A 26,595-nucleotide genomic window follows, 5' to 3' on the forward strand; every position below is an offset into this window, starting at 1 on the left:
TTTTATTTTTCTATTGAAACGCTTTCAGCAATTGTGTTGTACTGGAAGGAAAGGGGTGGAGAGAAACGATGGAATTACAGCAGGACATGATTCCTCAGAAAAAAACAATCGGCGCTTTAGATCACGCCGTTTTTTTATGCATGGTATTTTGTTTTTGGTTCTCAGGTTATATTTATGTTCCTGTATTCAGCCTGTATTTGGAGGATCTGCACTTTTCATACGGCGCAATCGGCATCATTCTCGGCAGCTACGGCGTTACGCAAATCCTTCTGCGATTCCCGCTCGGCCTTCTGTCAGACATTCTGTTTTCTCTGCGCAAGCAATTGTTAATTGCCGGGTTTGGGTTTTCTGTCCTCAGCAGCCTGCTTTTTCTGATGTTTGATTCTTTCTTCTTCGTGCTGGCCGCCCGGCTGTTTGCAGGGATAACCGCTTCCATGTGGGTAATGGCGACCATTTTATACGCGCATTATTTCAACAATGACAATGCATCAAAAGCAATGGGCATCATGCAGTTTTTCACCGTCATGCCTCAGTTTGTCAGTATTGTGTTCTGCGGGCTTGCGGCAGCCCACTTAGGCAGGCAGGTTCCATTTTGGATGGCGCTCGCAGCCTCTGCCGCCGGTCTGGTGATCTGCTGTTTTATTAAAGATCCGTCGGCTCCTCCCGCGAACCGTGATACAATCCGTGTGCCGCAATACATCAAAGACACATTCCAGCTGCCGAAGCTGAAGCTTTTCACCATTCTATCCATGACGGCCCATGCGGTATTATTTATGACAGTGTTTGGATTTACGCCGCTTTTCATTAATCAGCTCGGAATGGGCGACGCGGAGCTGCTTTGGGTGATGAGCGCCTTTTTCCTCCCTCACGCAGCCGCCACATTAAGCTTCGTGTTTCTGCGTTTCACAAGCCGAATCGCTTACTCGGTGATGCTCATCAGTTTTGCTGTCACAGGAGTCTGTTTGCTATTCGTTCCTTTTTCAGCTACATTGTTCACAGTTTGCATCACACACGCCTGCATCGGGCTGGCGCTCGGTTTCGTATTTCCTCTGCTGCTAAGCCTTGTCGTCGATATCAGTTCTGCCCGTTTGAAAATGTCGGTTATGGGGTTTTATCAATCGTTTTATGCGCTGGGTATCTTCCTCGGTCCCCTTCTTGCAGGAAAAACCGCACAGCTTTTCGGGCTGGCCGAGGTTTTTTATGGAGCCGGGTCGCTGGCATTTGCCGCCTTTCTTGTAATGCTTGTGCAAAAGCGTAACATGATCAATTAATAGCTTTCATACCGCCGGAAGCGCCATACTGAAAACATGGCCAGAAGCACGATGCACAAAATGGAGAATGTGAGCGACCATCCGAAAAAATCCGCCCGCTCTCCATGAAGAAGGATATGCTCCGCCTGCTTGCAAAGCGCAGCCGGAAGCCATTTCGCACCATCAGGAAATAGCGAAACAGCAAAGGAAACTGCAGCTGTCAGCCCGATCCCGACAGCCGCGGCTGCTCCGAGAGACCGAAACATCGTGCTTCCGGCAAGGCCGGCAGTCACAATAAACATGATCCAAAGAGCGTAGAGGCCAAGGCTTACGGCAAAACGGCTGAATGATGTGTCCTCAAACAGCAGCCGGACGTAATAATAAGCAAGCCCGTATCCAGCTGCAAATGACGCAATGCCGATCACGCTTTGGGTCAGCCATTTGCTCACGATATAATGGGCTGCCGTCACAGGCCGTGACATGATCAGCGACGTTACGCCTTGATTTCTTTCATTCGCCACGCTGCCCATGACGCTGAAGATGACCAGAGCCATGCCAAGCGTGTTGAATTGAGAAAGCGTGCTGACCATCACTTCAGACCCTGAAGGCATCGTAAAACTGATTTTCATGCCGTCAGGAAGGTTTCCTCCGTGTTCAATGATTTCCGGCATATAATAAATGGTCAGCGGCTGTGTCAACCCGACAATCATCATTGCGATCGGCAGCCAGATCAGCTTGCCGCTTTTCCACCCATCGAGCCATTCTTTCTGCAATAGCGTTATCATCACCTTCATGCGTGCACCACCTTTAGATAGACGTCTTCAAGCGACTCCGTTTTCTGTTCAAAATGAGTGACAGTCAAGCCCGTTCGGATACAATCACTCAGCAATGTCCGGCCAGCCTGTATATCAGGCAGCTCGAAAACAGCTTGAGACGGATTCATATAGACAATAGCTGAGACGTAAGGCTTCTCTTCAAGCCAGCCCTTCAGCTTCTCTTTCACTGTAAGGGTGAAAACGTTCGTTTGATGCTGTTTCTTCAGCTGCTGTAATTCGCCTTTCCATGAAATCTCCCCGTTTTTCATGATCACCACCTGATCACACACCTGCTCCGCATCGTGCAAAACATGTGTAGAAAACAGAACAGCCATATGCTTCTTCAGCTCCCGCATCATGTCCAGCACCTCAAACCGTCCTGATGGATCAAGAGCAGACACCGGTTCATCCAATATCAACAGCTTCGGTTTATGGAGCAGCGCCTGTGCCAGCCCGAGTCTTTGCTTCATGCCGCCTGAATAGCCGCCGATTCTTTTGTGCGCCGATTCCTGCAAGCCGACAAATTCCAGCATCCCGCCGATCTCCTCTTGGCATTTTTTCTTCGAAAGCCCGGACAGTCTCCCGGCAAAGGTTAAAAATTCATTTGCGGTCATCCACGAATAAAAAGCAGGATACTGCGGGAGGTACCCAATCAAACGCCGGTCGGTTTTTTTCTCCCCTAACAGCTTGATGGTTCCAGAGGTTGGCGAAAGCAGCCCGGCCAGCATTTGCAGCGTTGTGGTTTTACCGGCTCCATTGGGACCTAATAGTGCCACACACTCGTTTTCATTCACGTGAAAACTGACATTCTTTACAGCTTGATGATGCCGATACGACTTGCATAATGACTCAATAGACAGCATGCCCTCTCACCTTTGCTTTCTGCCGACGGTAAAAAATAAAATCGGCCCGATAATATTGATACATACAATAATTGCAGCCCACATCCACTTTGGCCCGTTTGTCCGCTCTTCCTTTATACAGCTGATGAGAGCGAACACCGCCAGCACAAGCTGCAATACAATTAGCGGCAAAATCATTTCCCAAGAAATATTCATTGCTTGATCCCCCTTTTCTTCCGGTCCGGCCTAATAACAAAAAAGTAATAGCAAACCAGAGGCATCGGTGCTGTGATTAGTCCGACAATCCCCCAAACCCATGCCATGCGATTTCGTTTTTTCGCATCAATAAATAAAAAGATTCCCTGCGCCAATACGATGAGATAAGCCGCAGCCGTTATGATCATTTCTGTTTGTGTCATCGGCGCTCCACCTCGCATTCCCCGAGCTGTCTTTTTTTCTCGGTCACAATCAAAATCGGCAGCACCGCAAACACACAAACCTGAATTACGATAAATACAGCGGGAGCTTGAGTGAATGTCAGGATTGCCGCACTCACAACCATCAGCGCGCAGAATACAAATAAGATGATCTCTTTCAGCAGTTTTTTTCTACGTTCAGCTTTCATTTGTAATAGCTGGTAAAGCAGTTCTTTTTGATCTGGTATAGAGGGATTGGCTGTTTGATCAATTTTCTGCAATTCTGATTTTAAATGAATAGAAAGCTTTTCTTTATTCATCGTCCCACTCCTTTCTGATTTGCTGGAGCCCTTTATGGACTCTAGACTTTACCGTGCCTTCTCTGATCTGCAGCATCAGCCCGATTTCTGCATAGGTATAGCCGTAGTAATGCCTTAATAAAACTGGCGTGCGCAGTTTAGGGTCCAGCTTTGAAAACAGATCAAGCGCTTCGCTCCATTCTTCCCCTTTCGCTGACACGTCCCACTTGATCTTGCGGATTGCTTCCTCCGTAACCGCCTGATTCCGTTTCCATTCTCTCTTTCTCTTTTTCTGGTGATCGAGATAGAGCCTCGAAGCAATAGAAATCAGCCACGTGGAGAATTTGGAACGGCCTTGGAAGCTTCTTAAATGAATGTATCCTTTGAGAAAGGTTTCCTGAACAAGTTCCTCGCTGAGATCAGGGTGAAGGGAGAGCTTCAACAAATATTTATATAAAAAAGAATAATGATAATGGAAAAGGGCTGTAAACGCCGCGTCGTCTCCCTCTTTTGCCTGTTGAATCAGCTGGTGTTCTTCATGTGTATCCAATAGCCGCGATCCCCCCTTTTTTGTTTTTCTGCCTTATGAGACGACACCGGATTCAAAAGCGTTCATTTTTTTTATAATTCTTTTGATCTATTGACTTCACTGGCTTCTCATCGGTTTTCGTGAACATCTAAATTTGTAAAGCAAGGTACAGTCTGTTAAGCTATGTTTTTATGTCAATTTCAAAATTTCATTATATATGGAGGACGATGCATTGAAAGTAGAAAGGCGAACGATTGAATATATTCCGAATGAAGAAAGACATGGTAAAGCGAAAGATTTATTTCCCGTATGGTTCGGGGCTAATATGCATATCACCACGTTAGTGACTGGCACGATTCCCGTTGCAATGGGACTTAATCTGTTTTGGAGTGTTGCCGCTATTATTTGCGGAACCTTAATCGGTGCCATATTTATGGCGTCTCATTCCGCGCAAGGCCCTCAGCTTGGCATCCCGCAAATGATTCAAAGCCGTGCCCAATTCGGCGTAATTGGAGCGATTCTTCCCCTCTTCTTAGTTATGTTTATCTACCTTGGTTTCTTCGCAAGCAGCACGATTCTGGCGGCTGGAACCCTAAGCAGCTTTGTTCCCATCCCGGGATCATGGAGCATTATAGGCTTAAGCGCCGTATGTTTTTTACTCACCATTTTCGGCCATGATTTGATTCACAAAATGCAAAAAATCCTTTCTTGGACCTCTTTTGCTGTATTTTTTGCTGCAACGATACTCATTTTCCAATTGCCGATTCCGGCAGGCAGCTGGATTCCCGGAGCGGTTGATCTGCCAATTTTCTTGGTGGCGGTCAGCGCAGTCGCGACGTGGCAGCTTGCATACGCACCGTATGTTGCCGATTATTCTAGATATCTGCCAGTTAAAACACCGGCTTCTCAAACATTTTGGTACAGCTATGCAGGTACATCTGTCAGCTCCATCTGGATGATGCTGCTCGGCGCTTTGCTGACGACAGCACTTCCTGACTTTACGGCAAACTCAGGCAGCCAGATTGTCCAATTGTTTGGCCCCTTCTCGTTTATTATGCTAATCATTGTGTTATTTGGGCAAATGGCGATCAATGTCTTTAACCTGTATGGAGCTTTCATGTCTACAACAACAACGCTTGAGCCTTTTCTGAAGTTAAAAGTCACGCCCAAAGTCAGAATCATCATGATCCTCGGCGTCACGATTGTCGGCACAGTCTTAAGCCTTCTCGGGCAAAGCAATTTTATGGAGCTGTTTTTGAATTTTATCTTTTTCATCAGTTATTTCTTAATACCTTGGACGGCAATCAATTTAGTCGATTACTACTTCGTCCGCCACGGTAACTATCAAGTCAAAGCCATGTTTGATGTGAACGGGCCGTATGGAAAAGTCAATTGGATTACCACGATTGCGTTCGTCCTGTCCATCTTGCTTGAAATCCCGTTTATCAATACGTCCTTTTACATTGGACCGCTTGCCAAAATGTTTGGAGGCGGAGATATCGCATGGATTGTCGGCTTGGCCGTGCCTTCTGTTCTTTATTATGTATTGATGAAACCGCGTCTGAAAAAACGGAGTTATCAAGAAAAGCTGTCTTCTCTATGAAGACAGCTTTTTATCATTCAAATCGCTTCCACACACGAGGCAGCACATCAGAAAGCTCGTGAGCGAGCAGCGTATGAGCGGAGTGCTCGTCCGTCCAGAGCTCAGCGCACGCACCGTGCAGATAGACTGCGTTTAATATGGCATGCTTCGGGTCTTCGTGGCAGCAAAGCATGCCCAATATCATGCCCGTCAGCGTGTCACCGGTTCCGCCTTTGGCGAGTGCCCCGTTTCCGGTTGGGTTGCGCCAGCAGTCACCATCGGGAAATGCGATAACGGTTTGATTCCCTTTTAACACAATGACAGCCTGCAGCTGAGCCGCCCATTCCTTTGCATATTCCGCTCTTTTGTTTTGCAATTCCTTCACCGGTACCCCTGTCATGCGGGAAAACTCGCCCGGGTGCGGCGTGAGGATGACGGGCGCCTCCCGTTTCGGATATGTACGCTTCGCCAGCGCTCCGGCATCCAAAATAACGGGGCAATCCGCCGCAAGCACATGATCAACTGCCTGCTGAACACTTTCGGTTTGCGGAAGCCCCGGTCCGATGGCAATGGCCCGGTACGTCTCTTCAAGCTGAGCGTCAGCCGCTTTTTGCCAGCCGTCACGCCAATAGGTCGCCTCCGGCAGAACAGGAACAATCAGCGGGATCACGCTTTCAGACGTACCGATGACAAGCTTTCCGAGCCCGCTCCGCATGGCCCCAAGCCCCGCAAGAAGCGCTGCGCCCGGCATGTCGTCGCTTCCCGCCAGCAGCAATGCAGTACCGTACGTGCCTTTATGGCTTTCCGTCTCTCTTTCAGGGAGCGAGGCCCTCACATGCTCCTCCGTCCAAATTGGAATATTCATCTCTATCCCTCCTCTGCTTTCTCTTCCTATTTTTCCTGCACCTTTTCTATTTCAAACAAAAAAAGACAGCCTTAGGGGCTGTCTTCTATTTTACAGGAACGTCGAGATGATACAGTCGGCGATATCGTTCGTTTGCCGCCAGCAGTTCTTCATGCGTTCCTTCCATTTCTGTTTTGCCATTTTCGAGAAACACGATTTTATCGGCCGCTTCCACTCCCGCGAGGTGGTGCGTAATCCATAGAATCGTTTTTCCTTTCAGCACCTCAAACACCGTTTCCATCAATTCACGTTCGGTAATAGGATCGAGTCCGACCGTTGGCTCATCAAGGATGATGATCGGCGTATCCTGCAGCAAAATCCGCGCAAGTGCGATCCGCTGGCGCTCTCCTCCGGAAAACCTAATTCCGGTTTCCTGAACAGAAGTATGATATCCGTCAGGCAGTGACTCAATGTAGTCATGCAGCTTTACCTGTTTTGCGGCGCGGCGCACATCCTCGTCGCTTGCCTCTCCGTTTCCAAGCCTGATGTTGTTCAGAATGCTTGTATCGAACAGGTGCGGTTTTTGGTTTAACACGGCCACCGCATCAGCAATCTGATCCTTTAACAGCGATGTCTCCACACCGTTTAACGTCACAGATCCTGAGCCCGGTTTCAAAGCGCCCTCGATTAATGCGAGCGATGTAGATTTCCCGGACCCACTCCGGCCGAGCAGCGCCATCTTTTCTCCTTGGCGCAACGTAAAGGAAAAGTTGTGCAGCACTTGGCTGCTGTTGTCATAAGAAAACGCCACATCACGAAATGACAGTGTGACATCATGGAGATCGAGCGTTTCAGCCGCTGATTCTGTTTGTGACGCCTCCGGTTGAGGAGCCACCTTGTTCATGCGTCTGATGGAATCCTGATAGCCAGGCACTTCGCCCAAAGCATCTGAAAGCGGCAGAAAGGCTTCCGTCAGCGGGAACACCACAAGGACAAAAGCCGCAATCATCGTTTTGGCGAGTTCGCCATCTGCATGCTGCCCCGCCGTCCAAAACAGCATCAACAAAATTAGGCCGGCGACAAGGCATTGCGCAGCAAAGTCCCTCCATCTTGTAAAGCGTTGTTTTTTCCGTTCAAGCTCAAACCAATCATGTTCCTCTTTTTCATAGGAATCAATAAACGCATGCCGGCGTCCGCTGAACATCCAGTCGCTGACACCCATCACAGCATCTGTCAGACGACTGTACAGCACATTCCGTCTGCTTTTCAGCTTCGCATTCTTCGCTCTCGTCACGAGCAAAGACACAACCGGAAACAGTACAACAAGAACAAACAAATAAAGCGCAAGCAATATGGCAAACGGCCAAGAGAAGAAGCCGAGCGCAATCACTGAAACAGCATACAGGAGCAAGGCCGAGATGGCAGGAAAAATTGTTTTTAAGAAGGCATCCTGCAAATGCTCAATATCCTCAGACAAAATGCCGAGCATATCCCCCGTGCGAAAACGGGAACGCAGCAGCAAGGCACCCGGCTCAAGCATGTTGTAGAGGCGGACGCGCATGTCGGACACGATTTTCAAAATGATGTGATGGCCTACGAGGCGTTCCACATACCGTGACACAGACCGTGCAATCCCAAAGGTGCGCACAGCGACAATCGGCACATAAATAAGCAGGATGTTTTCCGGTCTTGTCGCCGCCTTAGAGATCAAAAACCCTGAGGTGAACATGAGAAAAGCAGCAGAAAAAATTGTCACCGCGCCCAAAAAGATAACCAGAACGAACAGGCGGGCATTTTGCTTGATATACGGCAGAATCCATTCTTCTTTCTTCATGCTCTTTCCCCCAGTTGTGCCTCCACGAGTTTGGTGTACACACCGTTTTTCTCCAGCAATTCATCGTGAGTCCCGATTTCCGCAATCCTACCCCCGTCCAGCACGATAATTTCATCCATATCGAGCATCCAGTGAAGGCGGTGAGTCGCGAGAAAGACGAGCTTATCCTCAAATAAATCCAACATCGTTTCTTTTATTTCATATTCTGTTTCGATATCTAGATGGGCGGTCGGCTCATCCAGCAGCAGGATCGGGCGGTTTCCCAAGAAGGCGCGGGCCAACGCGACACGCTGGGCTTGGCCGCCGCTGAGCGCCCGGCCGCCTTCCCCGATCCGTCCCTCTAATCCGTCCGGAAGGTTGTCCACCAGCTCCGCCAGTCCCGCCGCGGCAGCTGCGCGGGCAGTATCCTCAGCCGAAGCGCTTGGATGATAGAAGCGAATGTTGTTCGCCAGTGTATCATCAAAAATGTACGGATGCTGCGGGATATAAAGGAGGTTTTTCTGCCAGCTGCCGTCCTGCAAGTGGGACCGTTCTGAACCATTGACCTCTATCGTACCGCCATTCGGCTCCAAAAAACCGCCGAGGATATCAATTAAAGTTGATTTTCCCGCACCGCTTGCACCAATGATGCCGATTTTTTTCTTGCCTTTGAATGACAGATCAATATCGGACACCGACCGGCCGACTGACACACCTGACAGCTTCAGCTCATCCTGATCGGACCAAGCCTCAAGCTGAAGCGGCGCCTCTTCTTTAAAACCAGGCTGCGACAAAATCTCTTGAATGGTTTTGCCTGCTTCCTGTCCGTTCAGCGTTGCATGATAATCATTCCCCACTTCCCGCACCGGCAGAAAATATTCAGGTGCGAGAATAAGCGCCGTTAAAGCCGGGCCAAGCAAAATATCGCCGTCAATGAGGCGCAGGCCCAGAAACACTGCGACTGTCGCCACCGACAGCATCGTGAAAAAATCAAGGGCGAATGAAGATAAAAATGCCACCCGAAGCGTGCTCATCGTTGCTTTCCGATACCGCTCACTAACGTAGAAAATATTTTTGCTGTGTGACTTGCTCAAACCTAAGAAACGCAATGTCTCCAGCCCGCGAAGAGAATCAACAAAATGATTGGAAAGTCTCTGATAGGACTTCCACTGACGATCCGCTTTTCTCTGTGCAACAAGACCGAGGAGAACCATAAAGATGATCAGAATCGGCATAGCAGCAACTAAAATGACGGCTGATGTGCGATCCTGAAAAAACACATAAATGACAACCGCCGCAGGCACAATCGCCATGCTGACCATTTTCGGCAAAAACAGCTCAAGGTAACGGCGGAACTGGCTGATGCCTTCCATCGCCAACGTCACCATTTGCCCCGTCCCCTCTTTCTTTGCAAAGCGGGGGCCTAATCGGAACAGCTGATCAAGAAAACTTTTTCTCAAATCTGCTCCCGTCCGGGCGGCATATTGATAGACGATTTTCTGGCGCGCCACCGTCACCCCGTGCCGGGCGGCAAAAGCGATGAGGAAAAAGCCGATCACCGGAAACAGGGAGGCAATGCTCTTCCCGTTGAACAGTCCGGTTACGGCTTCACTCAGCCACTCTGCCTGCATAATAATAGCGGCTGTCTGAATCAGCGTTAAACAAGTAATCACGGTGAGAATCCGCTTCATTCCTTTATATCGAAACAGGTCTTTTCCCATTAATAAGTCATAGGCTCCTTATGGCTGACGCGCTTCCGGAAGACATAATAGCTCCAGATCTGACTGCCGATGACAAACGGCAATAGCGTTAATGCTGCAATTGACATGACTTTAAGCGAATAATCACCGGAAGAAGCGTTAGCTACTGTTAAATCGTACGCGCTTTGAAGCGAGCTGACCATCACCCGAGGGAATAATGAAATAAAGATCATTCCTACAGTCAGCGCCAGCCCCGCGCCTGTCATCCCAAATGTCCAGCCGTCTTTTTTCTTACGGATAAATACAGCCGCGAGCATAAAGCAGATGACAATCAAAACAACGAGCGGAATGGTAATCTCGCCGCGGCGAGTAAACATGTCTGTCTGATAGGCAGAAAGGGCCGCGAAGGCAAGAACCGCTACAAAAACAACACCCATTATCTTTTGCGCCATTTTCCGGGCGCGATTTTGCAAATCACCAATCGTACGCAGCGTGATAAACATTAATCCATGCTGGAAGCAAAGAAGTGTTACAGTCACACCGCCAAGTACAGAGTATACATTGATATAATCGGATAGATGTGCGTGAATGTTCATATCGGCATCAATCGGCATCCCGCGGAATAATGTCGTGAACAGCACACCAAGCACAAATGGAGGAATCAGACTGCCGAAGAAAACGACCCAGTCCCAAACCTTTACCCATTTTAAATGATCAACCTTGCCGCGAAACTCAAACGCAACCCCGCGGCCCATTAACGCAAGCAGCACAATGACAAACGGAATGTAATAACCGCTCAGCATCGTTGCATACCAGTTCGGAAACGCCGCGAAAATGGCGCCTGCACCAGTCAAAAGCCATACTTCATTCGCGTCCCAAAACGGCCCGATCGTGTTGATCAGCACTCTGCGTTCTAACTCATTATGGCCAAGAAAACGGGTCGCCATGCCGACCCCGAAATCAAAGCCTTCCAAAAAGAAAAATCCTACAAACAATACAGCAACGAGTATAAACCAAAGATCATGAAGAGATGCCATGGTATACCTCCTGACTAAATGGATCTGTTGTTACAGGAACATCGTGATGATCACTATGCTCCGCACCTTTTTTAATCTCACGGATGAACAAGAAGACAAGCAGTGCACCAAGAATCAAGTACATCACACCGAATGCGATGATTGAGAATAACAGGGAGCCCGCCGTTACGTTAGGCGACACGGATTGAGCGGTTGTCATCAAGCCCATGACCGTCCACGGCTGACGCCCGATTTCTGTCATAATCCAGCCCGCGGAGTTCGCAAGAAACGGGAAGGAAATCAATGCGATCATAATGCGCAAATACCATTTGCTGTTTTCAAGCTTTTTGCGCCGGTTTAACCAAAGGCCGCCTAACGCAGCAAGAATCATGACAACACCTGCGCCAACCATGATGCGGAAGCTCCAGAAAGTCGTTTTGACAGGCGGAATGTAGTCGCCTTTTCCGTATATTTTTTCGTACTCAGCCTGAAGTGTTTTCATCCCTTTGACACTTCCGCTGAATTTCTGATAAGCCAAGTAGCTCAATGCATAAGGAACTTTGATTTCGTTTGAGCTTTTTTCATTTTTTGTATCAATCGTAGCAAAAGCCGTCCAAGCAGCAGGGTCGCCGCTGTCTTCCCAAAGTCCTTCACTGGCAGCCATTTTCATCGGCTGTGATTCCATCAAGTGCTCAGCCTGCATGTGTCCGCTTAGGCCGACGCCAAGACCGGCACAAAGGCCGACGATCATTGCGAGTTTAAAAGATTGTTTAAAGAACGGCACTTCTTTTTTCTTCAATAGTTTAAAAGCACTCACTCCAGCAATAAAGAAAGCCCCGGTGGCAAGCGCACCAAAAATGACGTGCGGGAATTCAACCCAAAGCTGAGGATTTGTAATCAGCGCGGCAAAGTCGTTCATTTCCGCGCGGCCGTTTTTGATCGTAAAGCCGACCGGCTCCTGCATAAAGGAGTTCGCTGTTAAAATCCAGAAAGATGACATAATCGTTCCGAATGACACGAGCCAAATGCAGAGAGCGTGAATTTTTTTCGGCAGGCGGTCCCAGCCGAAAATCCATAATCCGATAAAGATAGATTCCATGAAAAACGCCAATAATGCTTCAATCGCAAGCGGAGCGCCAAATACATCTCCGACAAAACGGGAGTAATCAGACCAGTTCAACCCAAACTGGAATTCTTGCAAAATCCCCGTTACAACACCGACTGCGAAATTTATTAAGAATAAGTGCCCCCAAAACTTTGCCATTTTGAGGTACAGCTCATTTTTCTTCACAAGATAAAGAGTCTCCATCAACGCAACCATAAACACAAGCCCGATAGACATCGGCACAAACAAGAAGTGAAACAACGTTGTTGATGCAAATTGTATGCGGGCTAATACCAATTCACTCATGCTTTCTCCTCCATTTCCGGTTAAAACTGTTAATTTGCTCACTACTTCACAAATAGAACCGAGACTTTGATCAGTAATTCACAAAATAGACGAAAAAAATATTGTTCAATATTTCACAAATGTGTCAATAAGTCGTTCAATATGATGCTAGATTGCCAGACTGACCAAATGACACATTCTCTGACTGGTTCATATTAAGTACTTTACAACGATTCATTTTAAAAATAAAGCCTAAAATACCTAAAAAGCCCCACACTATGTGACGAATTATTGTCTATTTTGTTGCTGATTTATGACGGCCTCCTAGGATAAATGACCCTTTATTATCGTACATCAACACATCGTTCCTTGCGAATAAAATGCTTGTCCGGCACCAACACCCGTTTCTCGGCACTCCGTCATAGACCGTTTTTAGTCAGAATGCCTCTTTCCATTTGAACCGGGAAAATTCGAAAAGCCGAATAGTAAATTTTTAATATATTAATAATTTCAATTTTTTAGTATACTTAACGTAGTGAACAATTTCACTGCATCAAGAATAGGGGGAGGTTTTTCAATGGAAGAGCTTCAAACACAAATGCAATTGCAAACGGATACAATTCACGAAGGGGTTCGAAAAGAGAATTGGTTTGCGAAAGCCATGAATATAAAAGTAGGCATCATACCGCTTCCTGTGTATGTCTTGCTGTTTATATTAATCACTGTTTTTGTTATGCATCACGATGTAAAAAGTGACATCTTGACATCCATTGCCGTCATGGCGTTTTTCGGGTTCACCTTTGCCCAAATCGGCAAATCGGTACCGATTGTTCGTTCTATCGGCGGCCCGGCCATCCTAGCTACTTTTATTCCGTCCGCTGTCGTCTACTATCACCTGCTGCCTAATGATATCGTCAAATCCACCACAGAATTTACAGAAAACTCAAACTTTCTATACTTATTTATCGCTGGGATTGTCGTCGGAAGCATCCTTGGCATGAAAAGAGAAACACTCATAAAAGCATTCATGAAAATCTTTATTCCGCTTATTGCCGGTTCTGTCGCAGCCGCTATTGTCGGACTGGCTGTCGGCACTTTGCTCGGGCTCGGATTTCAGCATACATTGCTGTACATTGTCATCCCGATCATGGCAGGGGGAGTCGGAGAAGGCGCTATTCCGCTGTCCATCGGTTATTCTGACATCATGCCCATGTCTCAAGGGGAAGCGTTTGCACTTGTTCTGCCGTCTATCATGCTGGGCAGCCTGTGCGCGATCATTCTAGCGGGATTGCTGAACAGAATCGGAAAGAAAAAACCGGAATGGACAGGCAACGGCAAAGTGGACCGCTCTGAAGAGGAGTCCCCTGCGCTGGAGGAATCGCAAAGCGGACAGCAAATGTTCAACCTTTCCTTATTTGCTTCAGGCGGTATCCTTGCTGTTTCTTTATATTTAGTCGGCATGCTCGCTCACGACTTTTTTGGATTTCCGGCACCCGTTGCCATGCTGTTACTGGCTGTTCTGATTAAGCTGTTCAAATTGGCGCCTGCCTCAATTGAAAATGGCGCGTTTGGGGTGTCCCGCTTCTTTTCAACCGCTGTGACTTACCCGCTGCTCTTTGCGATCGGGGTGTCCATGACCCCGTGGGACAAGCTTATCGCTGCCTTTAACCTCAGCAATATCATTACGATCCTGTCTGTCGTTGTGACCATGATGGCCGTCGGCTTCTTCACTGGAAAGTGGCTGAACATGTATCCGATTGAGACCGCCATTATCAATGCGTGCCACTCAGGACAAGGCGGCACCGGAGACGTCGCCATTTTAAGCGCCGCAGAAAGGCTTGAGTTAATGCCATTCGCCCAGGTGTCTACCCGAATCGGGGGAGCGATTACAGTGTCCTTAACCTTATTGCTGCTTCACCAGTTTTATTGATACACCGCAAGCAAGTTCTTCGTAAAACGAAAGGGCTTGCTTTTTTGCATGTCCGTGTTTTTGCAAGTTCCCGCAACATGCTATAGTAATAGTTGGAAATACCAGATAGAAAGGACTCTAGCATGCCTATGGGAACAGATCTATTTCTCTTTATGATTCTCGGGCTGGGACTTTATTTTATATCAGCCCTGACAGCAAAACTCATTCCAATCATAGACTTCTGGATTGATATCGTTCTTTGGGTTGGCGCTGCTGTTTATATCTTCTCTCATCAATCATTTATGGACGGCATTGTCTCGATCGCGACAATGTTCTACTGCTACTGGACAGCAATGGATCTCACTGTCTCCGAACGTGTGGCAAAACCTTCGGGAGACTGGCAGGAAATCGAGCTTGCCAGAAACAAAACACGCCTCCTGTCAGACATCACGCTGACCGCCGTTGTGTTTGCGGGCGCCGTCATCTTTTTGATCTATGGACCTGACCCAAGCCCCCTCAAATATGTGATCCTTTTCGGCATGATCTCCGGCGGAGGGGCAATGGTGAAACGAATATTGAATGTTTTCAGCGTGAACGTTTTGTATTCAGCATCCTTAGAAAAATTGCACATCAGCTCACGTTATGAAACCCGTACATACCCACTTTCTGATTTGAAAGATATTCAGCTTGAATCAACGGCTGATCTCTTAAAGCTTCATCCGCTTCTGGCGATGTATTCGTCCCGTTTAGATCTGACAACAAGCTTTCAGCAAGTCATCAAACTGTCTCTTCCCGGTGAAACGCTGTTTCTGACGGTGAAGGAACCGCAAAGATGGAAAGCGATCCTCCGTGAATACACAGAATCGGAAAACAACGATGACACTGTGATTTCTGTTTTACCGTTTTATCATAGAAAAAATCTGAAGCGGCTGCTTGGGAAGCTATATTTTGCCGCCAGCGTAAAGGGCGTATCAGCTTACGCCTTATTGGTGCTCGCGTTATACGCATTACATGCCTCTCCATGGGCCATGGCCGTTGCCGTGATGCTGTACTGGATACTCAACATGTATCTGTCAGACCGTGTTTTGCGGGCGGCAATGGATGCCAAGCCTTGTCATCATCCGCATGTACAGGCAGCGGCCGACAAGATTTTCCGCAAGGCCGGCATTTCCCATGTCCGCATATACGAAACGGAAAGTGATGATTACAACGGAATGGCAGTCGGCATGAATGTCGGAAGGTCGATGGTCATTCTGACAAGTGCCACACTAACCCTTCCGCTGCGTGTCATCGAAGGCATTCTGGCTCATGAGGCGATTCACATTAAAAAACGTGATGTTCTGTCATCACAGTTTTTACGTTTTCTATATCTTGGAGCCGTCGTTGGGATCATCCTCTTATTTGAACAGCATATCGTCCATTCCGGGGCCCACAAAATTGTGCTTTGGGTCTTCATCATGGCGATCATCATCCTGTTTCAGCTCTATCAATCCTTTTGTTCACAATGGATGGAGGTGCGCGCTGACAACCTTGGCGCATCACTGCTGGAAGGCGGGTACAAACAAATGGCCGAAGCTTTGAGGATCTTGGCGGTTCGGCAGGATGAGGACATACAGAAACAAAGTGCCTACAGTTCCGAAGCAGATGAAGACGAGCTTCAAATTGACTCTCTCACCCGCGATAAAAGCTGGCTTTTCAGATTGATTGATTTTCAGTTCGCTCCTCATCCCCCTATGTATTGGCGTGTTAGCACTCTATTGTCAAACAAAGGACACGGGGTACTGAAACGCTGGCTCAGAGACCGTCTGAAAGAATCGATCTCTTTGAAGTGAAACCGATCTGCGTTTCACCCGTATAACAGATATGGTGAAAAAAGGGAGTGATCAGAAGTGATTGTGATCATCTTATTGATTATAGCTATTATTGTTTTTCTTTCAGTCATTCAGCCGCAGCCGTCGGAAAACAAAAGCCGCCAGCATGCGGACAGCGGTTTTTTCGGTTACTCAGATCATGGCTCGCACCATGATGGATGCGGCAGTGACGGAGGTTTCAGCGATTCCGGCTGTGGCGGCGGAGGGGGCGGCGATTGAGCGCCGCCTTTTTTTATTTCATTGATTCGATGTACGCGCCAAAAGCCGATCCTGACATGCCCGGGGACACGCGCACGCGATGGAGGGCGTACATTCCCTGGTCTCTCGATGCCGCGCCCAGTTCTGTCGTCACGCCCATTTGATAGCCCGTTTCTTTGGCAGCCTTCAGCGTCTCCTCATTGTAGCGTCCTACCGGATAGCTGATGATAGAGGTTTGCTGATGAAACATGCCGTCAAACAGCTTTTTCGAATCAGCCATCTCACTGTGCTGCTGTTCAGGCGTTAACCCGTTCAGCTCAAGGTGGTCAATCGTATGGCTTTCAATGGATATGCCATGCTTCGCCATTTCTTTCATTTGGTCCTCTGTCAGATGGTGTTTATGTCCGATCGATTTGCCGATCATAAAAATCGTCGCCTTCATCCCGTACTTTTTTAGCACTGGATACGCGTCTTGATAATTGTCGGTGTATCCGTCATCAAACGTAATCAGCACGCATTTCTCACTCGGCTTTTTATCCTGCGTCAGCATGAGATGCGCCTCTTTCGGCGTTAATGTCTGATAGCCGTTTTCGTGCAGCCACTTCATATGCGCTTCGAATTCTTCCTTCGGGACACGGAGGCTGTTTCCAGAGGAAATGCTGTGGTACATCAAAATCGGCAGCTTTGCCGGTTTCTCTGTTTTGATCCATGCGGATGTATCGTTTTCTTTTTTCTGAACATGTACTGTCTTTTCTTCCGGTTTCTTTTGTTCGGCTTTCGGCATCTGCTGCTCCGCGTTCGCCTCTTTATCAGCGCAAGCCGCGAGAGCCAAGCAGCTTCCCAAAAGAAAAATGCTTAGGATAAAACGTTTCATCAGTTCCCTGCTTTCTGTCTATTTCTTCCTCCTTTTTCATCGGTTGATTTGTAGGTTTTTCAAGTACAAAAAAACCACTTCCAAAAGTTCACAAATAGTTTACATATATTTACAAGGGTAATTAATTATGTAAATCGAATAGTTTACTTGCAATAAAAAATGAATTAGGAGGAATTGATATGAAAATGAAGAAAACGATTGTTTCTTTACTTTCTGTTTCAGCTGTTGTTTTATCAATCGGAGGTCAAGCTTCTGCTAAAGAGGCAACTCAGAATTCTGTAATGGTTCCAGAAAGTCAAACTGCTCCTGCATCACTCGCTCCTATTGAGGCGAAATTAGCCGACTTTAACATACAGGTGGGTCATGCAAAACCACTACCAAGCCATTTATTGGGGTCAGGATTTTCATATCACAGTGACAACAAAGCTGTTTTTACTGTAGATGCTTATGGGATCGTAACAGGTCAAAGTGTTGGTCAGGGAAAACTTACTGTTTTTAAAAATGGTTCACTTTATGGACAATTAAGTGTTTCAGTTTATCGATAATGCGAACAAAAAGAGAGTGGATAAGCCACTCTCTTTTCAATACATTTAATAAAAATAACTTAAGAAAACTGATTCAAAACCAGCGAGGTTAACAGGCCAAGTGCAGCGATCAAACCTGTCATTGGACCGCTGTCGTCGTACGCCTCAGGCATCATCGTCGAAGCAACCATCGCAATGATCCCCCCGCCTGCAAATGCTGCAATCGCTGACATCACTTCTTCTGAAGCACCGTCGAGAAGGAAGTATCCTGACCATGATGCGAGAATTGATATCACGAGTACCGCAGCCCAAAGCAGTACAATTTTCGTTCTCGAATATCCGCTGTTTTTCATTCCTGCTGTACTGGACAGCCCTTCAGGTATGTTGCTGATAAAAATGGCGATCACCAAAAGGAAGCTGACCGATTGTTCTTCGAGAAGGCTTGCGCCAACCATAATCGATTCCGGAACAGCATCCATAATGGTGCCGATAAAAATGGCTATTCCTCCGCCGCCGGCAGCTGCTTGTCCCGATCTTTTTCTTTGCGACGCGCCTCTTTTGGAAACAGCATAATCAAAAACCGTAAACACGACAGCTCCCGCAATAAATCCGGCGCCTGTCGCTACAATTCCGCCTTCTGACACTGCATCCCCGAGAAGTTCGTAAGCAGCCGCGCCAATTAATACCCCTGTGCCAAAAGCCATAATATAGCCGATGATCTGTTTGCGAATCGAAAAAAACATGGACGCCAGCGCGCCCAGCAATACAGCAGAGCCTGAGATCCCGCCCCACATTGCCGCATGCCACATCTCTATCTCCCCTTCCTTACCAACCACTACCCGCTGCGTTTTTTTCTGTAAACCTTAAAAAGAACACAAAAAAACCGGACATGTCTCCATGTCCGGCTTTTGTGCTTAACGAATTCTCACTTCTGTCTCACTGTCAAAGAAATGGCCTTTATTCATATCAAACGCAACCGTCAGCTCATCACCTGATTGAATATCGAGACGGGCGTCGATCCGCGCAATAAAGTCTTGATTATCAATCTGCGAATAAATCATGATTTCAGAACCGAGCAGCTCTGCGACATTGATTTTCGCTTTAATCGAAGAATTCTTATATGACTCCACGACAATCAATTCATCATGAATATCCTCAGGACGGATGCCGAAGATGACCTCTTTGCCGATGTAGCCCTTTTCACGCAGCACCTTCATTTTTCCTTCCGGCACGGTTAATGCCGCAGAACCAATTTTGATGAGACCGTCCGTCAGCTTTCCTTTGAAAAAATTCATCGCCGGTGAGCCGATAAAACCGCCGACAAAGACGTTTTCAGGGAATTCGTATACGTCCTTCGGCGTCCCGATCTGCTGGATTTTTCCGTCTTTCATGACCACGATCCGTGTCGCCATCGTCAGCGCTTCTGTCTGGTCATGCGTCACGTAAATTGTTGTGGTTTGCAGTCTCTGGTGGAGCTTAATGATTTCCGCCCGCATTTGCACCCTCAGCTTCGCGTCTAGGTTTGACAAAGGCTCATCCATCAGGAACACCTTTGCATCCCGCACGATTGCCCGTCCAAGCGCGACCCGCTGTCTCTGCCCGCCTGACAGCGCTTTCGGTTTGCGGTGCAAATATTCCTCCAGCCCGAGAATTTTAGCGGCTTCCTCTACCCTTTTTTTGATTTCAGGCTTCGGCATTTTCCGAAGCTTCAGCCCGAATGCAATATTATCGTAGACAGTCATATGCGGATAGAGCGCGTAGTTTTGAAATACCATCGCGATATCCCTGTCCTTTGGCGCTACATCATTTACACGTTTTCCCTCAATATAAAAATCGCCTTTCGAAATTTCCTCAAGCCCTGCGACCATCCGCAGCGTCGTTGATTTCCCGCAGCCAGACGGGCCTACGAATACGATAAATTCCTTATCGTCAATATGAAGGTTAAAGTCATCAACAGCCGCTTCCTTCTGATCATAATATTTATAAATGTGCTCCATCCGCAATTCAGCCATGTAATTTCCCCCTTTGTCATTGTAAACGCTTTCCTAAATTGAGTGTAACAGCATTTCCCTATCGCTAAAATGGGCAGCGTTCATAAAATCAGCAACCATTTTTCGTGCATATTTCCAATTTATTCTGAAACTTCGCTTTGCAGGCAGATAAAATAGGCGAGCAGCGCGCCTTTATACGTTTTAATGTCTATCCCTGACCGCTCAATAAATTTATCAATTCGATATTGCAGGCTGTTGCGGTGCAGATGCAGCGTTTTCGCCGTTAACGTCACGTTTGAGTTGTTTTCAATAAAGAGCTTGATTGTCTTCCTCAGCTCAGATTCATCTCCGAATAAAAGCTCAGCTTCTTCAGAGAGCAGCGTTTCAAGCTTTTCTTTTTCTGCTTCTAATAATAAAAAAGGAAAGATCATCTCAAAGGTCACACTCTGCATCTGAGGCAGCCGTTTTTCAGCAAAGAGGAAATACGTCTGTTCACGGGCATAATGTGTTCGCAGACTCTCATCGGGCTCGTAAAATCTCCCGGCGTAAAAACGGACACTGAAGTAGAAATCACTTTCAAGAACCTTGGCGAGTGATTCCAGTTCGTCCTTCCCCGCCGCCGCTTCACTTTCCTGCTCGACAATCACGCCTCTGTCTTCATGCATCCACACAATCACAAAAGGCACCGGCCAGAAATGGCGAACCGCTTCCGCAAAAGACGCACGCTCTATTTTACCGAGCAAATGAAAATGAACAAATCTCGTTCGCTTCTTTATGCTCGCCGGCACTTCCCCTCTCGAAAAAAGAAACGCAAACCACTTGTTCTCCTCCGGCGACTTCAAAGACATTTGATTGGCCTCATCTGCAGGTGTCAAAAATGACCGCAGCAGCAACGTCTCTTTTTCGCTAATCTCCGTTTTCGGAATGGTGATATATCTCTGACTGTTCTCATCAAAAAAACATAGACAGCCTTCCTTTACGCAAAGCTCCTCAGACACAATCGAACCGGGATAAATAGCCAGCAGCGATTTCATAGGGTCTCCTCTCTCATGTAAGGATCTGTATATTCAGTATAAGGCGAAATGCACATGTTCTCCAATAAAAAAGAGTATATCCGGCATAGATAGACGGGAAACTGAAAGGGAAACCTCGTTCGTTTACATATTGGCTTCAGCGGAAATAGAAGAGGATATGCACGACCAAAGGAGGACGATCATTAATGGGTTTAGAAGCGTTAAACAAAAGTTTTATCAACGGAAAATGGACAGAAGGGGAAAGCGGACGTACGGAGGACATTTTGAATCCGTATGACCAGTCTGTGATGACAACAGCATCTTTGGCAACAAACAAACAACTGGAGGATGCATTTGACATTGCACAGCAGGCGCAAAAAGAGTGGGCCAAGAGCACAGCAGAAGAACGAAAAGCAGTCCTGCAAAAAGCACGCGACTACCTACAGGAAAACCGTGATGACATCATCATGATGATCTCCCGCGAAACCGGCGGAACCATCATTAAAGCAACGATCGAGCTTGAACAAACAATTGCGATTTTAGATGAAGCCATGACATATACCGGAGAATTAGGCGGCGTCAAAGAGGTTCCATCCGACATTGAAGGGAAAATCAATAAGATTTACCGCCTTCCGCTCGGTGTTATTTCATCGATTTCTCCATTTAATTTTCCGATGAACTTATCAATGAGAACGATTGCACCTGCTATTGCGCTGGGAAACAGTGTTGTTCACAAGCCTGATATTCAAACCGCTCTTTCCGGCGGAACCATCATTGCAAAAGCATTTGAACACGCCGGTCTTCCTGCGGGTGTCCTCAACGTCATGTTGACGGACCTAAAGGAAATCGGGGACGGCATGCTGACCAATCCAATTCCGAAATTAATCAGCTTTACGGGATCAACCGCAGTCGGGCGCCATATTGGTGAAATCGCCGGGCGTGACTTTAAGCGAATGGCCCTTGAGCTCGGCGGCAACAACCCCTTTGCCGTCCTTTCAGACGCGGATGTCGATCGTGCTGTAGACGCCGCGATTTTCGGGAAATTTATTCACCAGGGACAAATCTGCATGATTATCAACAGAATCATCGTTCATCAAGATGTGTACGATGCGTTTGTTGAAAAATTCACCTCACGTGTCAAACAGCTTCCGTACGGCGATCAAACTGATCCGAAAACCGTTGTCGGCCCGCTGATCAACGAGCGCCAAATCGAAAAAGCGCTGGAGATCATTGAGCAGGCAAAGGCAGACGGCATTGAGCTTGCGGTTGAAGGAAAACGCGTCGGAAACGTGCTCACACCTTATGTCTTTGTAGGTGCAGACAACAACAGCAAAATTGCCCAAACGGAGCTGTTTGCCCCGATTGCCACCATTATCAAAGCCTCCAGTGATCAGGAAGCGATCGACATGGCTAATGATACCGAATACGGCCTCAGCTCAGCGGTTTTCACTTCTGATTTAGAAAAAGGCGAAACGTTTGCCCTGCAAATTGACAGCGGCATGACCCATGTCAACGACCAGTCCGTTAATGACTCGCCAAATATCGCCTTTGGCGGAAACAAAGCAAGCGGTGTCGGCCGCTTCGGAAATCCATGGGTGGTCGAGGAATTTACTGTGACGAAATGGATATCAATCCAGAAACAATACCGCAAATATCCGTTCTAAACGAACAAATCCCTCTGCTTCAAGTGCAGAGGGATTTTCATTATTTAGATATATCAACAAAGCCTTCGCCAAACACATCGCGTACGTCATGAACGATCACAAACGCTTTTTTGTCACAGCTTCTGATGATTTTCTTCAGCATGGACAGTTCCTGTTTGTTAATGACGATATACAAAATCTCTTTTGACTGGCCCGTATAGTTTCCCTTCCCTGATAAAATCGTCACGCCCCGATCCATCAAGGTATTTACCTGCTCTGCAATCTCACTCTTATTTTCTGAAATGACGGTAATCGCTTTTTTCGTGTTCAAGCCTTCAATAATGAAGTCCATCACCTTCGTTCCGATATACAGCATCACGATCGTAAACATCATTTTTTCCGCACCAATAATAAAATAAGAGCTAAATACCACGATTAAATCAAAAAACAAGAGCGCGTAGCTGATATTCCAGTCTAAATATTTATTAGCAATTCTGGCCAGAATCGCAGAACCGGCTGTCGTTCCGCCGACACGAATAATCATGCCAATACCGACTCCCGCAAATACACCCGCGAAAATCGTATTAATGATCAATTCATCAGACGGAGTGCTCCACCCGTGTGTCAGGTGGAGGAAAAGCGAATTCGCCGCTACGGCAATGATTGTATAGACAGTGGTCTTACCGTCTAGAAACTTGTAGCCGATTAAAAGCAGAAATGCATTTAAGATAAAGTTCGTTACCCCGGGAGACCATTGAAACACATAATACAAAATCAGCGTAATCCCAGTGACCCCGCCTTCCCCAAGGTCATTGGGAATCGCAAACAAATTCACTGCAAGCGCAAAGAAAAAAGCGCCAATCACAAGCATCAGCACATCAAGCATTTTCTTTTTCATCACAAAACACTCCTTCTCCAAATAGTATCAACAAAAAAACCCAGGAGTACGCTCTCGCAAAAGAGCAGAAACTCCTGGGCTTTTATCCCACCGTGTCATAACAGCCGGGCTGCTATGTGTTTTCTCTCGGTCACAGTCCAATTTGCATTGCGGAACCCTAGAAAACCACTGTTTTTATCATATCATTTTTACTTTCCAATATTAGCATTATAAGGGACGGTTTGAATTGGTTCAAGAGGTATTTGCGGAGATTTAATCAGTAAATAAAGAGAAACAAAAAAAGAGCATCAGCTGTTAATAAATGAAAGATTTGACCGATATGATACAAAGTACCTTTTAAAAGAAAATATAAATTAAATATTAGTATCAATTTATCATTGACTACGCGAAAATATATAGGCAAAATAGAACATATATTTCAAACATTTAATTACATAGGAGGAAATATAATGTCAGGAAAGATGCAACACTGTAAAACTTGCGGTCAAGAGATTGCAAAAGGTGTTAAAAAATGCCCGAATTGCGGTAAAGACCAACGTAACTTTTTTATGAGACATAAAATCATTACGTTTATTCTAGCGATAGTCGTCATTATCATTATTGCGAACATCGGAAACAGCGGAGATTCTCAAGCTTCTACAGCAACAACCAGCTCCGACTCTAAAAAGTCGACAAAAACAGTACAAAAGGCTGATATAGAAAAACTATATACCAATGCCAATCAATTTAAAAATTATAAAGTTGATCTGTATGTAAAAGTTTTTGACGTTGAACAAGACGATGATGGTACATATCTTCAGGGCTATAATAATCCAGAAAAGTTAAGCAAGAATACACTTATTATGAGCGACGACTCTGATTTAGATATTAAAGATGACGATATTATTCATGTAGTCGGTACGGTGAAAGACAAATATGATGGTGAAAACGCATTGGGCGGATCTGTTTCAGCGCCGAGAATCATTGCCGATTCTATTGAAAAAAGCGACTATGCAACAGCTTTTGCCCCAGCTCAAAAAACAATTAACGTGGATAAAACACAGAACCAGCACGGATTTGCACTCACGCTTCAAAAAGTTGAACTTGCTGAAAAAGAAACTCGCCTATATGTAAAGATAGAAAACAAATCACAAGATGAAATCAATTTTTATGACTTCAATGCCAAAATCATCGCTGATAATAAACAGCTTGAGCGTAAAGACGACCTATCAAGTTATCCTAAAATCCAAAGTGAAATCTTACCAGGAGTTAACACTGAAGGGGTTATTGTTTTCCCTAAAATCGAAAGCAAAACAGCAAAAATTATTTTAGAAGGATCTTCCGAAAACTACGATATAACAATCAATCCATTTACATTTGAAGTGAACTTAGATCAATAGAAAGAAGGGCTGGGGAAAACCACCAGCCCTTTTGTTTATAATTTTACACTCTTATACCCATTCACATTAGAAGACTGCCATCTCCAGGAATCAGCACACATTTCCTCGAGGCCTCGTTTTGCTTCCCAGCCTAGTTCCCGCTTGGCTTTTGCAGGATCTGCAAAGCATGTGGCGATGTCTCCCGGGCGGCGGTCCGCAAAACGGTACGGAACCTCTTTCCCTGACACTTTTTCAAAGGCTTTGACCATTTCAAGCACGCTGTAGCCTGTGCCTGTTCCGAGGTTGTATGCATCTGCTCCTGTGGAGTTCAATACTTTTTCCAGCGCCTTGACGTGGCCTTCTGCGAGATCAACAACGTGAATATAATCGCGTACGCCTGTCCCGTCTTTTGTCGGATAGTCATTGCCGAATACGCTTAACTGTTCCAGCTTGCCGACGGCGACTTGCGCCACATATGGCATAAGGTTATTCGGAATGCCATTCGGGTCTTCACCGATCCGTCCGCTTGGATGCGCGCCGAATGGATTAAAGTAGCGCAGTAGGGCAACGCTCCACTCATTATCGGCCGTATGCAAGTCACGCAATATTTGTTCAAGCATGAGTTTCGTCTGCCCATAAGGGTTAGTCGCACCTAATGGAAAGTCCTCCGTGATCGGTGACGTTTCCGGAACGCCGTATACCGTCGCAGAAGAACTGAATACGATTTTTTTGACGCCGTATTTCTCCATGACCTCACATAAAATAAACGTTCCTGTGAGATTATTATGATAATATTTGAGCGGAATCGCAACAGACTCACCGACTGCTTTTAACCCCGCAAAATGAATCACAGCTTCAATCTCGTTTTCTGCAAAAACCGAATCTACCGCTTCCCGATCCAATAGATCCGCTTCATAGAACGTTAAATCTTTTCCCGTAATCTCCTTGACGCGGTTCAGTGCCTCAGCTGAACTGTTGGACAAATTATCAAGAACGACAATCTCATAGCCGCTGTTCAATAATTCAACACATGTGTGGCTTCCGATGTACCCGGCACCGCCAGTAACAAGTATTGCCATGATGTAAACCCTCCTAAAAAATGACCTGCTATTATTATATAGTGTTTGGAACCGGGCTACATCCATTTTTAAGAAGTTTAATAGTTTATTAATGGTTTTTTCATATTTTTGCGGGCTATCCGATACAGGTTTTCAGCATTTTCACGCCATATTACATGACTTTATGCAGCGCAAACAAGTATGGCAGCTGAAAAATCAATCTGCCGGTTGACGTTTTCTTTTCCAATTTTCGCTATGCTTAATGCTGAAAGGATTTGATGACATGGCGATGAGCCCCTACATTTTTATTGTATTTATTCTTATTATTTTATCGATGTATCGAGAAAGAACGGTAAAGCCCGCGAAATTGCTGATCATTCCGCTGCTGCTCTTATGGGGTGTATCAGCATCATTTCAGCCGGTGTATTTTCATTCTGTTTTACATGTGGCGATCAGCGGCATTTTATTACTGATCGGGCTGGCCTGCGGGTTTGGCATTGGGAAGATGGTAAACGTACGGATTCACCCGGAAACCGGAAAGGTCACTTCACGCGGCTCCCTTGGAAGTGTTATCCTCATTCTAGTGATACTTTCTTTGCGCATGGCTGCGAGAACATGGCTGCCTGAGAGCAACGAGATTTTTATTGCCATTATACATTCTATGTTCTTCATTCCCCTCGGCACTATCACAGCCCGTAACATCATGCTTTACAAAGCATACAGACGGCTGGCCTCTGGCAAAGTATCCATTCAATAACTGAA

26 protein-coding genes and 1 riboswitch are annotated in these 26,595 nt (G+C 46.4%); of the genes, 9 read left to right on the forward strand and 17 right to left on the reverse strand.

Features of this window, described 5'->3' with window-relative positions; genetic code table 11:
* The first annotated feature begins 68 nt into the window (after window positions 1-68).
* On the forward strand, window positions 69-1,271 hold the full coding sequence (locus AC0DBE_RS12485) for an MFS transporter (protein ID WP_072565488.1): 1,203 nt from the start codon (window positions 69-71) through the stop codon (window positions 1,269-1,271).
* Here the strand turns inward: AC0DBE_RS12485 and AC0DBE_RS12490 are convergent.
* Genes AC0DBE_RS12490 through sigY form a run of 6 tightly spaced genes read right to left on the reverse strand, consistent with a single transcriptional unit; the run spans window position 1,268 to window position 4,172 of the window.
* On the reverse strand, window positions 1,268-2,044 hold the full coding sequence (locus tag AC0DBE_RS12490) for an ABC transporter permease (protein ID WP_014115664.1): 777 nt from the start codon (window positions 2,042-2,044) through the stop codon (window positions 1,268-1,270). The genes AC0DBE_RS12485 and AC0DBE_RS12490 overlap by 4 nt on opposite strands.
* The gene (locus AC0DBE_RS12495; RefSeq protein ID WP_061186579.1) at window positions 2,041-2,928 is read right to left on the reverse strand and encodes an ABC transporter ATP-binding protein; all 888 of its coding nucleotides are present in this window, start codon (window positions 2,926-2,928) and stop codon (window positions 2,041-2,043) included. Before AC0DBE_RS12495 ends, AC0DBE_RS12490 begins: the two co-directional genes overlap by 4 nt.
* A 6-nt stretch (window positions 2,929-2,934) precedes the next feature.
* Entirely contained in the window at window positions 2,935-3,123 is a 189-nt protein-coding gene (yxlE, locus tag AC0DBE_RS12500) for a sigma Y negative regulator YxlE (RefSeq protein WP_003218770.1), read from the reverse strand.
* On the reverse strand, window positions 3,120-3,326 hold the full coding sequence (yxlD, locus tag AC0DBE_RS12505) for a sigma Y negative regulator YxlD (RefSeq protein ID WP_072565489.1): 207 nt from the start codon (window positions 3,324-3,326) through the stop codon (window positions 3,120-3,122). Before yxlD ends, yxlE begins: the two co-directional genes overlap by 4 nt.
* The gene (locus AC0DBE_RS12510) at window positions 3,323-3,643 is read right to left on the reverse strand and encodes a YxlC family protein (RefSeq protein WP_072565490.1); all 321 of its coding nucleotides are present in this window, start codon (window positions 3,641-3,643) and stop codon (window positions 3,323-3,325) included. The genes yxlD and AC0DBE_RS12510 overlap by 4 nt, the downstream gene beginning before the upstream one ends.
* Entirely contained in the window at window positions 3,636-4,172 is a 537-nt protein-coding gene (gene sigY, locus AC0DBE_RS12515; RefSeq protein ID WP_472962356.1) for an RNA polymerase sigma factor SigY, read from the reverse strand. Before sigY ends, AC0DBE_RS12510 begins: the two co-directional genes overlap by 8 nt.
* A gap of 211 nt (window positions 4,173-4,383) precedes the next feature.
* Here sigY and AC0DBE_RS12520 point away from each other — a divergent pair, with 211 nt between their 5' ends.
* Complete coding sequence (locus AC0DBE_RS12520; RefSeq protein WP_061186580.1) at window positions 4,384-5,754, forward strand: cytosine permease; 1,371 nt, start codon at window positions 4,384-4,386, stop codon at window positions 5,752-5,754.
* Between the two features lie 13 nt (window positions 5,755-5,767).
* On the opposite strand, the gene AC0DBE_RS12525 is transcribed toward AC0DBE_RS12520, so the two are convergent.
* From AC0DBE_RS12525 to cydA, 5 genes are all read right to left on the reverse strand, one after another.
* Entirely contained in the window at window positions 5,768-6,598 is an 831-nt protein-coding gene (locus AC0DBE_RS12525; protein WP_072565493.1) for an NAD(P)H-hydrate dehydratase, read from the reverse strand.
* 85 nt (window positions 6,599-6,683) lie between these two features.
* Window positions 6,684-8,411: a thiol reductant ABC exporter subunit CydC gene (cydC, locus tag AC0DBE_RS12530; RefSeq protein WP_472962358.1), complete on the reverse strand. Its 1,728-nt coding sequence runs from the start codon at window positions 8,409-8,411 to the stop codon at window positions 6,684-6,686.
* On the reverse strand, window positions 8,408-10,111 hold the full coding sequence (gene cydD / locus AC0DBE_RS12535; protein WP_472962360.1) for a thiol reductant ABC exporter subunit CydD: 1,704 nt from the start codon (window positions 10,109-10,111) through the stop codon (window positions 8,408-8,410). Before cydD ends, cydC begins: the two co-directional genes overlap by 4 nt.
* Complete coding sequence (gene cydB / locus AC0DBE_RS12540) at window positions 10,111-11,127, reverse strand: cytochrome d ubiquinol oxidase subunit II (RefSeq protein WP_014115673.1); 1,017 nt, start codon at window positions 11,125-11,127, stop codon at window positions 10,111-10,113. The genes cydD and cydB overlap by 1 nt, the downstream gene beginning before the upstream one ends.
* Entirely contained in the window at window positions 11,111-12,517 is a 1,407-nt protein-coding gene (gene cydA, locus AC0DBE_RS12545; protein ID WP_014115674.1) for a cytochrome ubiquinol oxidase subunit I, read from the reverse strand. The genes cydB and cydA overlap by 17 nt, the downstream gene beginning before the upstream one ends.
* A 556-nt stretch (window positions 12,518-13,073) precedes the next feature.
* Between cydA and cimH the strand changes: the two genes are divergently transcribed.
* The 3 genes from cimH (at window position 13,074) to AC0DBE_RS12560 (ending at window position 16,495) form a co-directional block, all read left to right on the forward strand.
* On the forward strand, window positions 13,074-14,426 hold the full coding sequence (cimH, locus tag AC0DBE_RS12550) for a citrate/malate transporter CimH (RefSeq protein WP_472962363.1): 1,353 nt from the start codon (window positions 13,074-13,076) through the stop codon (window positions 14,424-14,426).
* 122 nt (window positions 14,427-14,548) lie between these two features.
* Window positions 14,549-16,237, forward strand: coding sequence for a M56 family metallopeptidase (locus AC0DBE_RS12555; protein ID WP_472962364.1), 1,689 nt, complete (start codon window positions 14,549-14,551; stop codon window positions 16,235-16,237).
* Between the two features lie 57 nt (window positions 16,238-16,294).
* The gene (locus AC0DBE_RS12560) at window positions 16,295-16,495 is read left to right on the forward strand and encodes a hypothetical protein (protein WP_061186585.1); all 201 of its coding nucleotides are present in this window, start codon (window positions 16,295-16,297) and stop codon (window positions 16,493-16,495) included.
* Between the two features lie 13 nt (window positions 16,496-16,508).
* Here the strand turns inward: AC0DBE_RS12560 and AC0DBE_RS12565 are convergent, their stop codons facing one another.
* Window positions 16,509-17,348 (reverse strand): polysaccharide deacetylase family protein, encoded by an 840-nt coding sequence (locus tag AC0DBE_RS12565; protein WP_041521103.1) that lies wholly within the window; start codon window positions 17,346-17,348, stop codon window positions 16,509-16,511.
* Window positions 17,349-17,527: 179 nt separating this feature from the next.
* Here AC0DBE_RS12565 and AC0DBE_RS12570 point away from each other — a divergent pair, with 179 nt between their 5' ends.
* The gene (locus AC0DBE_RS12570; RefSeq protein ID WP_014115680.1) at window positions 17,528-17,893 is read left to right on the forward strand and encodes a hypothetical protein; all 366 of its coding nucleotides are present in this window, start codon (window positions 17,528-17,530) and stop codon (window positions 17,891-17,893) included.
* Window positions 17,894-17,952: 59 nt separating this feature from the next.
* Here AC0DBE_RS12570 and AC0DBE_RS12575 read toward each other — a convergent pair whose 3' ends face one another.
* The 3 genes from AC0DBE_RS12575 to AC0DBE_RS12585 all read right to left on the reverse strand — a co-directional run bounded on the left by AC0DBE_RS12575 (window position 17,953) and on the right by AC0DBE_RS12585 (window position 20,897).
* The gene (locus tag AC0DBE_RS12575) at window positions 17,953-18,681 is read right to left on the reverse strand and encodes a ZIP family metal transporter (RefSeq protein ID WP_072565499.1); all 729 of its coding nucleotides are present in this window, start codon (window positions 18,679-18,681) and stop codon (window positions 17,953-17,955) included.
* Between the two features lie 105 nt (window positions 18,682-18,786).
* Window positions 18,787-19,884, reverse strand: coding sequence for a maltodextrin ABC transporter ATP-binding protein MsmX (msmX, locus tag AC0DBE_RS12580; protein WP_014115682.1), 1,098 nt, complete (start codon window positions 19,882-19,884; stop codon window positions 18,787-18,789).
* Window positions 19,885-20,003: 119 nt separating this feature from the next.
* On the reverse strand, window positions 20,004-20,897 hold the full coding sequence (locus AC0DBE_RS12585; RefSeq protein ID WP_061186586.1) for a PucR family transcriptional regulator: 894 nt from the start codon (window positions 20,895-20,897) through the stop codon (window positions 20,004-20,006).
* 185 nt (window positions 20,898-21,082) lie between these two features.
* On the opposite strand from AC0DBE_RS12585, the gene AC0DBE_RS12590 reads away from it, so the two are divergent.
* Entirely contained in the window at window positions 21,083-22,540 is a 1,458-nt protein-coding gene (locus AC0DBE_RS12590) for an aldehyde dehydrogenase family protein (RefSeq protein WP_472962367.1), read from the forward strand.
* Between the two features lie 40 nt (window positions 22,541-22,580).
* Here the strand turns inward: AC0DBE_RS12590 and AC0DBE_RS12595 are convergent, their stop codons facing one another.
* A complete protein-coding gene (locus AC0DBE_RS12595; RefSeq protein WP_072565500.1) occupies window positions 22,581-23,417 on the reverse strand; it encodes a YitT family protein in 837 nt (278 codons plus the stop codon).
* Between the two features lie 69 nt (window positions 23,418-23,486).
* Window positions 23,487-23,589: riboswitch (guanidine-I (ykkC/yxkD leader) on the reverse strand.
* 277 nt (window positions 23,590-23,866) lie between these two features.
* Between AC0DBE_RS12595 and AC0DBE_RS12600 the strand changes: the two genes are divergently transcribed.
* Window positions 23,867-24,796 carry a zinc ribbon domain-containing protein gene (locus AC0DBE_RS12600; RefSeq protein WP_061186589.1) on the forward strand — a complete coding sequence of 310 codons (930 nt, stop codon included), beginning with the start codon at window positions 23,867-23,869 and terminating at the stop codon, window positions 24,794-24,796.
* 35 nt (window positions 24,797-24,831) lie between these two features.
* Here the strand turns inward: AC0DBE_RS12600 and galE are convergent, their stop codons facing one another.
* Window positions 24,832-25,854 carry a UDP-glucose 4-epimerase GalE gene (gene galE, locus AC0DBE_RS12605; RefSeq protein WP_061186590.1) on the reverse strand — a complete coding sequence of 341 codons (1,023 nt, stop codon included), beginning with the start codon at window positions 25,852-25,854 and terminating at the stop codon, window positions 24,832-24,834.
* A gap of 262 nt (window positions 25,855-26,116) precedes the next feature.
* Here galE and AC0DBE_RS12610 point away from each other — a divergent pair, with 262 nt between their 5' ends.
* A complete protein-coding gene (locus tag AC0DBE_RS12610) occupies window positions 26,117-26,590 on the forward strand; it encodes a DUF1453 family protein (RefSeq protein ID WP_090556898.1) in 474 nt (157 codons plus the stop codon).
* The last annotated feature ends 5 nt before the right edge of the window (window positions 26,591-26,595 follow it).

The sequence above is a fragment of the Bacillus sp. VA15 genome (assembly GCF_055721145.1).